Source organism: Aquimarina sp. U1-2, from assembly GCF_017897595.1.
Taxonomy (GTDB): Bacteria; Bacteroidota; Bacteroidia; order Flavobacteriales; family Flavobacteriaceae; genus Aquimarina.
The window spans coordinates 208,723-221,499 of record NZ_JAGKIK010000005.1 but is presented as its reverse complement, the minus strand read 5'-3'; the positions used below and the strand labels follow the sequence as shown (position 1 = coordinate 221,499).

Sequence of the window (12,777 nt, the reverse complement as noted above, 5' to 3'; positions counted from 1 at the left end):
TTATGAAACCTAATATCGGTTATCCATAAGAATAGGTTAGAAAGGAACTTCGTCATCATCATTAGAGTCATTTATACTACTCCCAAAAGCTTCATCGGCGCTAGGTAGATGACCTGTATTAAAAGGTTCTTCCTGCTCATCTTCATTCATTTTTGAGTGAAACTCAAATGGGGTACTAAAATCATCTAAGTTATCAAATTTACCTAAGTGACCAATAAATTTTAACCTAATATTCTCAAGTCCTCCGTTACGGTGTTTGGCCACAATAAATTCTCCCTGGCCCTGTGTGGGTGACCTTTCTTCATCATCCCACTCGTCAATCTTATAATATTCTGGTCGATAAATGAATGAAACAATATCTGCATCTTGTTCTATCGCTCCAGATTCCCGAAGGTCACTTAGCAAGGGACGTTTACTCCCTCCACGAGTTTCTACGGCACGAGAAAGCTGGGAAAGTGCAATAACAGGAACGTTAAGTTCTTTGGCGAGTGCCTTTAAGTTTCGCGAAATGGTTGAGATTTCCTGTTCACGATTTCCGTTTTTACCTGTACCACCGGCAGTCATTAATTGCAAATAATCGATCACAATCATTTTGATACCGTGTTGAGAAGATAATCGACGCGCTTTGGCACGAAGATCAAAAATAGATAATGAAGGCGTATCGTCAATAAACAAGGGTGCCTTTTCTAGATCTTTTACCTTAACATTAAGCTGTTCCCATTCGTGTTTTTCTAATTTTCCTGTACGCAATTTTTCCGAAGACAATCCTGTTTCAGAAGAAATCAATCTGGTAATCAGCTGTACCGAAGACATTTCGAGAGAAAAGAAAGCTACAGGGATATTTTGACCAACGGCCATATTTCTAGCCATAGATAGCGTTAAAGCGGTTTTACCCATACCCGGACGGGCAGCCACAATAATCAAGTCACTTGGCTGCCAACCCGAAGTTAGTTTGTCTAGCTTATCGAAGCCAGACGGGATTCCACTTAAACCTTCTTTGTTTGATATCTCCTGTATTTTCTTTTTTGCCTGGATGACTAAACTCTGAGCAGTTTCAGTCGATCTTTTAATGTTCCCTTGCGTAACTTCATACAATCTTGATTCTGCCATATCGAGCAAATCAAAAACGTCTGTAGTTTCGTCGTATGATTCTTCTATAATTTCATTCGATATTTTGATCAAACTACGTTGAATATATTTTTGAAGAATGATACGTGCATGAAATTCAATATGTGCCGAAGAGGCTACCTTTTGGGTAAGCTGGATTAAATAATAATCCCCTCCTGCTAATTCTAGCCTCGAATCTTTTTTAAGCTGGCTCGAAACCGTTAATAAGTCGATAGGTTCAGAGTTTTCGAAGAGTTTATATATCGCTTCGAAGATGTATTGATGCGCCTCCCGATAAAAAACATCGGGGTTTAAAATATCAATAATTTCGTCAACTCCCTTTTTATCTATCATCATTGCCCCAAGCACAACCTCCTCTAAATCAACTGCTTGAGGAGGTATTTTTCCTTTTTCCAGCGGTATTACGTTCCCCCGACCGTAATTAATTTGCTGTGCTTGCTGTACTTTTTCCATGACTACGAATGTAAAAAAATTGTAAAGAGATAGCCCTACTTGTAAAGATACGAATGTTCACCAGTCTTTAACAAATGAACTGTTGATAAGTAATTATTATTGTTAATAAGCATAAAAAAATCTGAAGCGCAAGACTTCAGATTTAGGTATTAAGTGAGTTTTTAAGGGCTACCCTTTAAAGACTCCCATATTTGCATATTTCTCCATTCGTTTTTCTACCAATTCTTCTGGTGATAAGTTTTTAAATTCGTTAAATGATGAAGAAATTTTATCTCTAACGGTTTTGAAGATTTTCTCTCTATCGCTGTGTGCACCACCTAGAGGTTCTTTGACTATTTCATCAATAATCTTTTGCTTTTTCATATCAGAAGCTGTTAGCTTTAAAGCTTCTGCCGCTTGTTCTTTAAACTCCCAACTACGCCATAAAATCGAAGAACAGGATTCTGGAGATATTACAGAATACCAGGTATTTTCTAACATTAATACTTTATCCCCTACTCCGATACCTAATGCTCCTCCACTGGCACCTTCTCCGATTATCACGACGATAATCGGCACCTTAAGTCGGGTCATTTCAAGAATATTTCTGGCAATGGCTTCTCCTTGTCCGCGTTCTTCTGCTTCAAGTCCGGGATAAGCTCCTGGTGTATCTACAAAGCAAACTACCGGGATATTAAATTTTTCTGCACTCTTCATCAATCGAAGTGCTTTTCGGTATCCTTCGGGATTCGCCATACCAAAATTGCGATACTGCCTGGTTTTGGTATTGTACCCCTTCTGTTGCCCCACAAACATGTAACTTTGATCTCCTATTTTACCCAAACCGCCAATCATTGCTTTGTCATCCTTTACATTACGATCACCATGAAGTTCTAAAAAGGATTCTCCACAAATGGCATCTACATAATCCAAGGTATAAGGTCTCGATGGGTGTCGTGATAATTGTACACGTTGCCAAGGAGTGAGATTTTTATAGATATCTTTTTTAGTTTCTGCAAGTTTTTTTTCAATTTGCTTGCAGGTATCTGTTACATCTACTTCACTTTCCTGACCAATCGCGCAAGCTTTTTCGAACTGTTCTTCGAGTTCTTTAATGGGGAGTTCAAATTCTAAATATTCCATATGAAGAATATAATTTAATTAACTAAAGTTAGCAGACAAATATAAAAACTTTACTTCGTAATGTTAGAGAAAGTTGCGCTACTTTTTCTTTTTTTCACATTTTTAAAAATCCCATTCAACAGTACAGTTGCAATGATAATTAAAGCTCCGTAATAAAACTGCGGACTCATCTTTTCAGATTCACCAAAAATAAGAACAGCTAACAAAATACCATACACAGGTTCCAGATTAATGGTAAGCATTACGGTATACGGGCTTAAATACTTCATTACCTGCACAGAACCAATAAAAGCATAGGCTGTACAAACTGATGCCAAAATAGCAATATATGTCCAATCTGAACCTGAGAGTTGAAAGAACGATATGCTAAATCCTTCAGTATGTGTTCCAAAAAATGGTACCACCGCCAAATACAAAGTAATAATTCCTGCACCGCTTAACAATTCGTAAAAAGAAATTGTAGCGGCATGATAGCGTTGTGCGATTTTACCGTTAATTAATGAAAATATCGACGATAGAAAGGCAGAAATAAGTGCGTAGATAATACCATACAAATAATCTCCTTCTACTTCAAAAATAATATATAGTCCTATAATTACGAGCATCCCAAAAATAACTTCATACCAGATGAGCTTCCTCTTATAAAAAATAGGCTCGAGAATCGATGTAAAAAAGGCTCCGGTCGAAAGCATTGCCAAAGTAATCGAAACATTTGATATTTTGATAGCTGCAAAAAAAGTAATCCAATGCGCTGCAATGATAACCCCGGCAAGTAGTAATGTAAAAAAAAGTGATCTGGAGACTACTAATGAAATTTTTCTATAGACAATATAACTATATATGAATACCGATGCAAGAAACATTCGGTACCATACCAAAGGTAAAGCTTCAATAGAAATTAATTCACCGAGTATGGCGGTAAATCCCCAAATAAAAACGATAAAATGTAGGTGTAAGTAATTTTTAAGTTTAGCGTTTTGCATTGTACAAAAGATATATAGCTAAAATTCCGAAAGATACATTAGGAAACCAAACAGCAACCACAGGAGGAAAATCGGATTGATTGGCTAAGGTTCCTAAAACCTTATCAAAGAAAATAAATACGAATGCCAGCGATATCCCGACTGCGAGATTTACACCCATACCTCCTCTTCGTTTCATGGATGATACTGCAACACCGATTATTGTCAATATAAAAGCTGAAACCGGTATACTCCATCGTTTATACGCTACAACTTTATAGCGGTTGATATCAGAAGAACCTCGATTACTTTCTTTTTCTATAAACTTGCTAAGCTCGGTATAGTTTAGGGTTTCGGCGACATAGGTGACCGGGGTAAATTCGTCTATATTAAAAGGAAGGATGGTATCTTTGGTATTGGCTTTTTCAATAATATCTTCATTTTCTAAAACTCTACGCTTTACAAAATCTTTAAGCTCGTAGATACTATCTTTAAAAGTAATTTTTCTAGCCGATATTTTTATATCCAAGGTATTCCCATCAAAATACTCTATTGTAAAGTTGGTTGCCGATTTTTCTAAAGGCTTAAAGTTATTTGCATACAAAAACATACTATCATTGAGCTGTCGATATACGTTTTTGGTTTCCTGTACTTTTCGTCCTTTTTTAAGATAGGAATATTTAAACTCATTAAATCCCTGACTAGCTTTGGGCGCCAAAAAAAGTCCCATTACCAAAGCCCCCAGGCAAATAATAACAGCTCCTATCATGTAAGGTCGTAAAAACCGCCAAAAAGACACACCCGAACTTAAAAAAGCAATAATTTCAGTTTTATTCGCCAATTTTGAAGTAAACCAAATTACTGAAAGAAAAACAAACAAAGGAAATAATAAATTGGCAAAATATATGGTAAAATCCAGATAGTACCCTATTACAGCCTCAATAGGAACTTTGTGTTCTAGCATATTGTCTATTTTTTCTGAAAGATCTACTATAATTCCGATAGGAATAAAGAGTAAAATCATCGTAAAAAATGTACCTAAATAGCGCTTTAATATGTACCAGTCTAATATCTTCATTGTCTATTCTACTAATTTCAAACTTTTATATGTTGACTAAAAACCGAGTGTATTTGAGTTGAAGGATATCTGCATCATCATTCTTCTATAATCGTTTATCCATTTGTTTAACCATTTTATTCTTCCACGAATTAAAATCTCCTGCTAAAATATGTTTTCTGGCTTCTCTAACCAACCATAGATAAAAACCTAGATTATGAATAGAAGCTATTTGCCTGCCAAGCATTTCATTCACCGAAAATAGGTGTTTAAGATAGGCTTTAGAATATTCAATATCTACATAGGTTATACCCATATCATCAATTGGAGAAAAATCGTCTTCCCATTTTTTGTTTTTAATATTTATGGTACCATGAGCAGTAAATAACATTCCGTTACGACCATTACGAGTGGGCATTACACAGTCAAACATATCTACACCCAATGCAATATTCTCTAAAATGTTGATAGGAGTACCCACTCCCATTAAATATCTGGGTTTATCCTCGGGCAAAATAGCGGTTACGACTTCTGTCATTTCATACATCTCTTCTGCAGGCTCTCCTACTGATAACCCACCAATAGCATTACCTACGGCTCCGGCATTAGCAATATATTCTGCCGACTGTTTTCTCAAATCTTTATATGTACTCCCTTGCACTATCGGAAAAAATGCCTGATCGTATCCATATGTAACCGGAATTTTGTCTAAATGTTGCATACAACGATCCAGCCACCGATGTGTCATATGCATACTACGTTTGGCATACTGGTAATCACAGGGGTACGGAGTGCATTCATCAAAAGCCATAATAATATCTGCCCCAATGGTACGCTGGATTTCCATTACGTTCTCTGGGGTAAACACGTGATACGACCCATCGATATGAGACTTAAATTTCACACCTTCTTCTTTGATCTTACGATTGGCTGATAACGAATAGACCTGATAGCCCCCACTGTCGGTAAGAATATTTCTATCCCAATTCATAAATTTATGTAAACCACCTGCTTTTTGAAGTATGGGGGTTTGTGGCCGAAGGTATAAATGATAGGTATTACCTAAAATTATGTCAGGGTTAATATCATTTTTCAACTCCCTTTGATGTACTCCTTTTACTGTAGCTACGGTGCCTACAGGCATAAAAATCGGAGTTTCGATAACACCGTGATCTGTGGTTATTTTTCCTGCCCTGGCTTTGCTTTCTGGGTCTTGAGACAAAAGATCAAACTGCATAACTATTTCTTGATTGGGGGCAAAGATAGGTAACAAATAGCATATGACTTCTCTTTGGTTTTTGAAAAGGTTTTGTTATTAACAACATATTCTTAATTAAAAGCAGGATATAGATTTTGCCGCCGCATACAAAACCTTTACTTTTGGGGCTTTATTATCAAGAAATCAGCATTATAATGCCAAAAACAAAACAATTAGAAGATTTTGCAACACAGGTACGTAGGGATATTTTACGTCAGGTGCATAAAGTTAATTCAGGGCATCCCGGCGGTTCTTTGGGCTGTACAGAATATTTTGTTGCCTTATACCAGGAGGTGATGGAAAGAAAAGACGATTTTGATATGGATGGAATAGGAGAAGATCTATTTTTCCTTTCTAATGGTCATATTTCCCCTGTTTATTATAGTGTGTTGGCACGAAGTGGATATTTTCCTGTGGAAGAGCTTAATACCTTTAGATTAATCAATAGTCGATTACAAGGTCACCCAACCACACATGAAGGGCTCCCAGGTGTTCGTATTGCTTCAGGATCTTTAGGTCAGGGGATGTCTGTTGCTATAGGAGCAGCACAGGCCAAAAAATTAAATAATGATGATCATTTGATCTACAGTCTACATGGGGATGGTGAATTGCAAGAGGGACAAAACTGGGAAGCGATCATGTATGCGGCTGCCAATAAAGTAGATAACCTGATTGCCACTATAGACTTAAACGGTCAACAAATTGATGGATCAACAGATGATGTATTACCCATGGGTAGTTTACAAGCGAAATTTGAAGCTTTTGGTTGGGACGTGTTAGAAATTAAAGAAGGAAACAATATTACTGCAGTTATCGAGGGATTGCAAGAAGCTAAAGCCAAAACTGGTAAGGGTAAACCGGTTTGTATACTTTTACATACCGTTATGGGAAATGGAGTTGATTTTATGATGCATACACACGCATGGCACGGCAAAGCACCTAATGATGAGCAATTAGAAATAGGATTATCTCAAAACCCTGAAACCCTAGGTGATTACTAAAGCCCTTCTAACCTTCCTAAAAAGGAGGGATTTTAATATTTAATGAAAAGATAACCTTTAAATACAACCCAAGAAAACCTCTCTTTGTGAGGGTTAGGGAGACCTATGAAAAAATATATAGATACTGGAAAAAAGGATACGCGTTCTGGTTTTGGAGCCGGTTTAGAAGAATTAGGTAAAACAAACAAAAATGTAGTCGCATTATGTGCCGATTTAATAGGCTCTTTAAAAATGGATGCGTTTATAGCCAACCATCCCGAACGTTTCTTTCAGGTTGGAATCGCCGAAGCAAATATGATGGGTATCGCTGCAGGATTAACTATAGGTGGTAAAATTCCTTTTACGGGTACATTTGCCAATTTCTCTACCGGTCGAGTGTATGATCAAATTCGCCAATCTATAGCCTATAGCGGTAAAAATGTAAAGATTTGTGCCTCACATGCGGGGTTAACTTTGGGAGAGGATGGGGCTACACATCAAATATTAGAAGATATCGGGCTCATGAAAATGTTACCTGGGATGACTGTAATTAACACTTGCGATTATAATCAAACCAAAGCCGCTACTATAGCCATAGCAGAACATCAAGGTCCTGTATACCTTCGCTTTGGGAGACCAAAAGTCGCTAATTTTACTCCTGAAAACCAGAAATTTGAAATTGGTAAGGCTATTTTGCTACAAGAAGGTACCGATGTGACTATTGTAGCCACAGGCCATTTGGTATGGGAAGCTTTACAAGCTGCAGAAACCCTGGCTGAAGAAGGTATTCGTGCCGAAGTTATCAATATTCACACCATAAAGCCTTTAGACGATGAAGCTATTCTAAATTCGGTTAAAAAAACAAGATGTATTGTTACCGCTGAAGAGCACAACTATCTAGGTGGTTTGGGTGAAAGTGTTTCACGGGTATTGGTGAAAAATTACCCAGCTCCACAAGAATTTGTCGCTACCCAGGATACGTTCGGAGAAAGCGGTACTCCTGATCAGCTTATGGAAAAATATGGTCTCAATGCTACTGCGATCAAAAATGCAGCGACCGCCGTTATAAAAAGAAAATAAGAAAATACCATTTTTTATGACTTTAAAAGCCTTTTGCGCAGCATCAAAAGGCTTTTTTTATAGAATTTCTTCAAACTTTGATAAGTGGTATGAACTGCTTTTGGCAAGTTTTTTGTATTCGATAAATAACGATTTCGTAATAAGTAACCAATACACCAAAATCATCTTAATTTATTCATCAAAATAATTTTTACAATGAAAAAAGTATTTGTTTTTTTAGTAGTATTTAGTTCATTCGCCTTATTTGCTCAAGAAAAAAGATTAACCTTTGGTATAAAAGCAGGTCTTAATTATGGGGACAATGGAAAAATAGAAATACAAGATGTGGCCAACGCAGGAAATAACATTTTTACAAGAAGAGCCGATGACCGTATTGGATATCATTTAGGTGTTTTTTTAAGAGGTAACTTAACCGAAAATGTCTACATCAAACCCGAACTCCAGTATACTGTAAATAATAGTACCTATGATAGTGCCACCGGTGGTGATTTAGACTACAATATTCAAAAACTGGATTTGCCCATTCTTTTAGGTGTTTCTGTTTTAGGCCCTATCCATGTTTTTGGAGGCCCTTCACTTCAATATATGGTAGAAAATGACCTGGACGATGTGCGGCTTGGGGATGTTAAAAATGAATTTACGGTAGGCTTACAATTTGGAGCTGGTTTGCAATTAGGTCGACTTAATGCTGATATTCGATATGAAAGAGGTCTAAGTAGCAATCGTGCAGCATCTATTGACGAAGGCATTAGAGTAGACTCAAGACCTAATCAAATCATTTTAGGATTGGCTCTTGATCTTTGATTTTTCAAAACTACTTAGGAGGTAATCTGTTGAAAGGTAAATGATTTCAACAGATTACTTTTCTTAAGAAAGATGCTTTAGACAACATCTTTATTGTTCGTTTTTGGGTTCTGAATCATCAGGATCCAGATGGTTAAAAGTGCCATCACCATCGTCATCGTAAAAAATCAATTCTCCCATAGCAGGATCTGGATCAATTATACCATCTTCATTTAAATCTATAGAAGTAATTTCATCTCTAGTTAATGTACCATCATTATCATCGTCTTGATCTGCAAAATTCGAAGCATTATCCTGATCTGTGTTATCTTCAATTCCAGAAACATTACCATCATTATTTAAATCTTCTAAATAAGAGGGTATACCATCACGATCGTGATCTGCTTGATTCACGACATACAATTGTATGTTAAAAATTAAAGGAGAAAACGGAGGAATACCACTGCCACTGGGAGGTTGATTAAAATAACCTAAGCCAGAAGGCATAAACACTACTACATGACCATAATCTTCAGAAGGAGTTATAGTTCCATCTCCATTATCAGAGATACTGGTAGCCGCTTTGATTCCATCTAATCCAAGCGCAAATCCAAAAACATTACCAGCTAAATCAAAAGATACCGGTGAAATGCTCTCATCAAAAACTTTATCGCCAGTACTGTAGGGTAGTTCACCCCGATAAGTCACTAAAACAGAGTCTGAAACCCGAGCTGTGTTACCCCCACCTTCATCAAGTGTTAAAACGTAGTACGTATACTCGATTCCTGCAAAATTAACCTTCTTGGTAGTTACTAGACCACTTTCTATAATAGATTGCTTATCACTATTATTCTCATCTATACTATCAAACACTACTTCTCGATGCTCAGGAATTGTATCTGAATTAGTAAAAACATCTTCAAATCTATAAAAATGGGTTTTCAAATACTCCTGTAAAATTTCATCGTCTTCGATTTGCTGTGTAGCTCGGTCTCGAGGTGGCGTGACACCAGAACCCCTATCATCATCATTAGAACACCCAAAAATAATAGTCAAAATAAAACCTAGGGCTATTCTATGTCGTATTATGTTCATATCATTACTTTTTTTGAGGGCGCAAGATACGATTTTCTTGTACTTTTGTTAAGAATTAATGTAATATAACATGTATTTTAACCATTTTTTATGCGAGTAGATAAATATTTATGGTGTATCAGATACTTCAAAACCAGAAGCATAGCCACCAAAGCTTGTAAAGAAGGTAAAGTAAGAGTAAATGGTGATCTTATAAAACCTTCGAGAGAAATCTATCCTACCGATAAAATAACAGTTCGTAAAAATCAAGTAAACTATGAGCTTTTGGTACTAGACACCCCCGATAATCGTGTGGGCGCTAAACTTGTTGACATCTATCGCAAAGACATTACTCCCAAAGAATCGTTACAAAAACTGGATCTATTGAAATATTCTAAAGATTATTATCGAAAAAAAGGAACCGGGAGACCTACCAAAAAAGACCGTAGGGATATTGATGATTGGTATACCGAAAATGATAGTGAAGAATGAAATTTGATACAGCATATTGGCAGCAACGTTATCGCGATAAACAGACAGGCTGGGATATTGGCTTTGCATCTCCTCCACTTACTCACTATTTTGATCAACTACAGGATCCTACTACTACCATTTTAATACCTGGCTGTGGTAATGCCTATGAAGCCGAGTATCTTTTCAATCTAGGATTTAAAAATGTATATGTAGTAGATATGGTGGCGAGCGTATTGGCAAATTTTCAGAAACGTGTACCTCAATTCCCTTCTAAAAACTTGATAATCAATGATTTATTTACTCTAAAAGGTCAATTCGATCTAATTGTCGAACAAACATTTTTCTGTGCGCTATCCCCGCACAAACGTGAACAGTATTGTGAGAAAATGGAAAATCTCCTGGCTCCCGGCGGTAAATTAGTAGGAGTTTTATTTGAGCGTGATTTTGAACATCCCGGACCACCATTTGGCGGAAATATTAAAGAATATCAATCTCTTTTTACGAATTTCTTCAAAATTAACACCTTAGCGAATTGTTATAATTCTATAGAACCACGACAGAATACTGAACTCTTTTTTATATTTGAAAAGAAATAAACTATACATTGAGTATAACAGATACCTCTGGTAAAACGTCATCATTATGCAAACAACTACAGATCATATCATATTAACGCACGAACAAATTCAGCATAAAATTAAACGCATAGCCTACCAGATTTATGAAACCAATGTAGACGAAAAAGAGATTATTATTGCGGGAATTACTGAAAATGGCTATGTTTTTGCAAAACGACTGAAGACAATTCTAGAAAACATATCTGATATTTCTGTTATACTTTGTGAAGTGTCTATGAACAAGAAATCTCCACGAGATACCATTATAACTTCGATAGATCCTAAGGTCTACCAAAATAAATCCATAGTTTTAGCAGATGATGTACTCAACTCGGGTACCGCTCTTATCTATGGGGTGAAACATTTTTTAGATGTACCGCTAAAACGATTTAAAACAGCAGTTTTAGTAAATAGGAACCATAAAAAATACCCTATAAAAGCTGATTTTAAAGGAATTTCACTATCTACTTCGCTAAATGAACACGTAGTCGTCAAATTTGGCACTGAAGATTCAGCAATTTTACAATAGCAGCGCAGTAATTTCGGTAACTATTTGACTTTTATCTTTGTTATCTGTAACTATCTTATGGTCTGCTTGATTATAGTAAAAAGATCTTTCGAAAAGATGTTTTCTAATAAAATCTTGTAAAGCGTCTCTGTTCGAAAGATGCGACAAAAGTGGTCTTTTATTCCTTTCATGATATAATCTTTGGGTCAACTCATCTAACGAGGTTTGCAGATATACACTAGTACTGTTTTGCTTAATGATTTCTAGATTCCCTGAAAAACATGGGGTACCACCCCCCAAAGAAATAACTGCATTTTTATCGGTCGAGAGAACTTCTTTAAGATATTGCGTTTCTTTTTTTCTAAAATATACTTCCCCTTTGAGTTCAAAAATTTCTTTGATCAGCTTTTCTTCTTTTGATTCAATAAATTGATCAAGATCTAGATATTCTCTTTTTAAATGTTTAGCAAGCTCCTTACCTAATAAAGATTTTCCGCTACCCATGTATCCCATTAACACAATATTCATAATCATTAATTTGAATGGAGGTTTTTTTATAAATGAACTAGCAAGCCTATTAAATATTTGTTAGAAACAAATTTTTAATTTGAGACAAGCTGTTGGAATTATGCCTTTTGGCGCTACCAAAAAAACATCATTCTAAGCAAAACACAAATTTATATGAATTTCTTCTTGAAAAATAAATTATTGATAGTATATTTGCACCCGCATTAAGAGAAAAATGCATGACCTGGTAGCTCAGTTGGTAGAGCATCTCCCTTTTAAGGAGAGGGTCCTGGGTTCGAGCCCCAGCCCGGTCACAAGAGAATGGCGAATTTTAATTATAGAGTTCTGATTTTTGAGGTAATTAATTAAAGGGCGAGAAGTTTATCCCGAGCGAAGTATGAGTCGAGGGAAGCCCCAGCCCGGTAACTTTTAGAATTCGGAACGTTTAATTCAGAATTCTGATTTTTGAAATAAATAGGCTTCTCGTACAGAGTTTCTTTTTTTGGTATAACTGAAGTAAAGAAAACCTTGGCTGAATAGCTTTTAAGTCTTAAACAATAACTTTAAAAGCGTTCATTTCACTGAAATATTGAATTTAATTTACGACCTGGTAGCTCAGTTGGTAGAGCATCTCCCTTTTAAGGAGAGGGTCCTGGGTTCGAGCCCCAGCCCGGTCACAAAAAAAGTATCGCAATGTTGTGGTACTTTTTTAGTTTAATCAAATATTGCCTTAAAACTTCTTTAAGAAGCTTGAAAACGCGTTATAAAACATCG

At 36.2% G+C, this 12,777-nt stretch carries 13 protein-coding genes and 2 tRNA genes; 8 read left to right on the top strand and 7 right to left on the bottom strand.

Annotated elements, in window-relative coordinates:
- Positions 1-36: 36 nt before the first annotated feature.
- From dnaB to tgt, 5 genes are all read right to left on the bottom strand, one after another.
- Positions 37-1,581, bottom strand: coding sequence for a replicative DNA helicase (gene dnaB / locus J8281_RS09050; RefSeq protein ID WP_210197288.1), 1,545 nt, complete (start codon positions 1,579-1,581; stop codon positions 37-39).
- Positions 1,582-1,749: 168 nt separating this feature from the next.
- Entirely contained in the window at positions 1,750-2,703 is a 954-nt protein-coding gene (locus tag J8281_RS09045; RefSeq protein WP_210197287.1) for an acetyl-CoA carboxylase carboxyltransferase subunit alpha, read from the bottom strand.
- Between the two features lie 50 nt (positions 2,704-2,753).
- A complete protein-coding gene (locus J8281_RS09040; RefSeq protein WP_210197286.1) occupies positions 2,754-3,686 on the bottom strand; it encodes a DMT family transporter in 933 nt (310 codons plus the stop codon).
- On the bottom strand, positions 3,673-4,743 hold the full coding sequence (locus J8281_RS09035; RefSeq protein ID WP_210197285.1) for an LptF/LptG family permease: 1,071 nt from the start codon (positions 4,741-4,743) through the stop codon (positions 3,673-3,675). The genes J8281_RS09040 and J8281_RS09035 overlap by 14 nt, the downstream gene beginning before the upstream one ends.
- Positions 4,744-4,828: 85 nt before the next feature.
- Entirely contained in the window at positions 4,829-5,959 is a 1,131-nt protein-coding gene (gene tgt / locus J8281_RS09030) for a tRNA guanosine(34) transglycosylase Tgt (protein WP_210197284.1), read from the bottom strand.
- Positions 5,960-6,135: 176 nt separating this feature from the next.
- On the opposite strand from tgt, the gene J8281_RS09025 reads away from it, so the two are divergent.
- The 3 genes from J8281_RS09025 (at position 6,136) to J8281_RS09015 (ending at position 8,844) form a co-directional block, all read left to right on the top strand.
- The gene (locus J8281_RS09025) at positions 6,136-6,981 is read left to right on the top strand and encodes a transketolase (protein WP_210197283.1); all 846 of its coding nucleotides are present in this window, start codon (positions 6,136-6,138) and stop codon (positions 6,979-6,981) included.
- Positions 6,982-7,086: 105 nt separating this feature from the next.
- Positions 7,087-8,040, top strand: a complete 954-nt coding sequence (locus J8281_RS09020; protein WP_210197282.1) for a transketolase family protein — start codon at positions 7,087-7,089, stop codon at positions 8,038-8,040.
- Positions 8,041-8,235: 195 nt separating this feature from the next.
- Complete coding sequence (locus J8281_RS09015) at positions 8,236-8,844, top strand: porin family protein (RefSeq protein WP_210197281.1); 609 nt, start codon at positions 8,236-8,238, stop codon at positions 8,842-8,844.
- A gap of 90 nt (positions 8,845-8,934) precedes the next feature.
- Here the strand turns inward: J8281_RS09015 and J8281_RS09010 are convergent, their stop codons facing one another.
- Entirely contained in the window at positions 8,935-9,918 is a 984-nt protein-coding gene (locus J8281_RS09010; RefSeq protein WP_210197280.1) for an FKBP-type peptidyl-prolyl cis-trans isomerase, read from the bottom strand.
- 90 nt (positions 9,919-10,008) lie between these two features.
- Between J8281_RS09010 and J8281_RS09005 the strand changes: the two genes are divergently transcribed.
- The 3 genes from J8281_RS09005 to J8281_RS08995 are packed head-to-tail and all read left to right on the top strand — an operon-like array spanning position 10,009 to position 11,517.
- Positions 10,009-10,389 (top strand): RNA-binding S4 domain-containing protein, encoded by a 381-nt coding sequence (locus tag J8281_RS09005; protein WP_210197279.1) that lies wholly within the window; start codon positions 10,009-10,011, stop codon positions 10,387-10,389.
- Complete coding sequence (locus tag J8281_RS09000; protein WP_210197278.1) at positions 10,386-10,967, top strand: methyltransferase domain-containing protein; 582 nt, start codon at positions 10,386-10,388, stop codon at positions 10,965-10,967. Before J8281_RS09005 ends, J8281_RS09000 begins: the two co-directional genes overlap by 4 nt.
- Before the next feature lie 46 nt (positions 10,968-11,013).
- Positions 11,014-11,517 (top strand): phosphoribosyltransferase family protein, encoded by a 504-nt coding sequence (locus J8281_RS08995; protein WP_210197277.1) that lies wholly within the window; start codon positions 11,014-11,016, stop codon positions 11,515-11,517.
- Here J8281_RS08995 and J8281_RS08990 read toward each other — a convergent pair.
- The gene (locus tag J8281_RS08990) at positions 11,509-12,024 is read right to left on the bottom strand and encodes a shikimate kinase (protein ID WP_210197276.1); all 516 of its coding nucleotides are present in this window, start codon (positions 12,022-12,024) and stop codon (positions 11,509-11,511) included. The genes J8281_RS08995 and J8281_RS08990 overlap by 9 nt on opposite strands.
- A gap of 220 nt (positions 12,025-12,244) precedes the next feature.
- Here J8281_RS08990 and J8281_RS08985 point away from each other — a divergent pair.
- Both J8281_RS08985 and J8281_RS08980 read left to right on the top strand, forming a co-directional pair.
- Positions 12,245-12,317: transfer RNA gene (locus J8281_RS08985), tRNA-Lys, on the top strand.
- 290 nt (positions 12,318-12,607) lie between these two features.
- Positions 12,608-12,680: transfer RNA gene (locus tag J8281_RS08980), tRNA-Lys, on the top strand.
- Positions 12,681-12,777 lie beyond the last annotated feature (97 nt).

What these genes read in the sequence shown, in the direction of transcription:
- dnaB (WP_210197288.1), bottom strand. Translation starts at nt 1,581, where the DNA reads ATGGAAAAAGTACAGCAAGCACAGCAAATTAATTACGGTCGGGGGAAC.
- J8281_RS09045 (WP_210197287.1), bottom strand. Translation starts at nt 2,703, where the DNA reads ATGGAATATTTAGAATTTGAACTCCCCATTAAAGAACTCGAAGAACAG.
- J8281_RS09040 (WP_210197286.1), bottom strand. Translation starts at nt 3,686, where the DNA reads ATGCAAAACGCTAAACTTAAAAATTACTTACACCTACATTTTATCGTT.
- J8281_RS09035 (WP_210197285.1), bottom strand. Translation starts at nt 4,743, where the DNA reads ATGAAGATATTAGACTGGTACATATTAAAGCGCTATTTAGGTACATTT.
- tgt (WP_210197284.1), bottom strand. Translation starts at nt 5,959, where the DNA reads ATGCAGTTTGATCTTTTGTCTCAAGACCCAGAAAGCAAAGCCAGGGCA.
- J8281_RS09025 (WP_210197283.1), top strand. Translation starts at nt 6,136, where the DNA reads ATGCCAAAAACAAAACAATTAGAAGATTTTGCAACACAGGTACGTAGG.
- J8281_RS09020 (WP_210197282.1), top strand. Translation starts at nt 7,087, where the DNA reads ATGAAAAAATATATAGATACTGGAAAAAAGGATACGCGTTCTGGTTTT.
- J8281_RS09015 (WP_210197281.1), top strand. Translation starts at nt 8,236, where the DNA reads ATGAAAAAAGTATTTGTTTTTTTAGTAGTATTTAGTTCATTCGCCTTA.
- J8281_RS09010 (WP_210197280.1), bottom strand. Translation starts at nt 9,918, where the DNA reads ATGAACATAATACGACATAGAATAGCCCTAGGTTTTATTTTGACTATT.
- J8281_RS09005 (WP_210197279.1), top strand. Translation starts at nt 10,009, where the DNA reads ATGCGAGTAGATAAATATTTATGGTGTATCAGATACTTCAAAACCAGA.
- J8281_RS09000 (WP_210197278.1), top strand. Translation starts at nt 10,386, where the DNA reads ATGAAATTTGATACAGCATATTGGCAGCAACGTTATCGCGATAAACAG.
- J8281_RS08995 (WP_210197277.1), top strand. Translation starts at nt 11,014, where the DNA reads ATGCAAACAACTACAGATCATATCATATTAACGCACGAACAAATTCAG.
- J8281_RS08990 (WP_210197276.1), bottom strand. Translation starts at nt 12,024, where the DNA reads ATGAATATTGTGTTAATGGGATACATGGGTAGCGGAAAATCTTTATTA.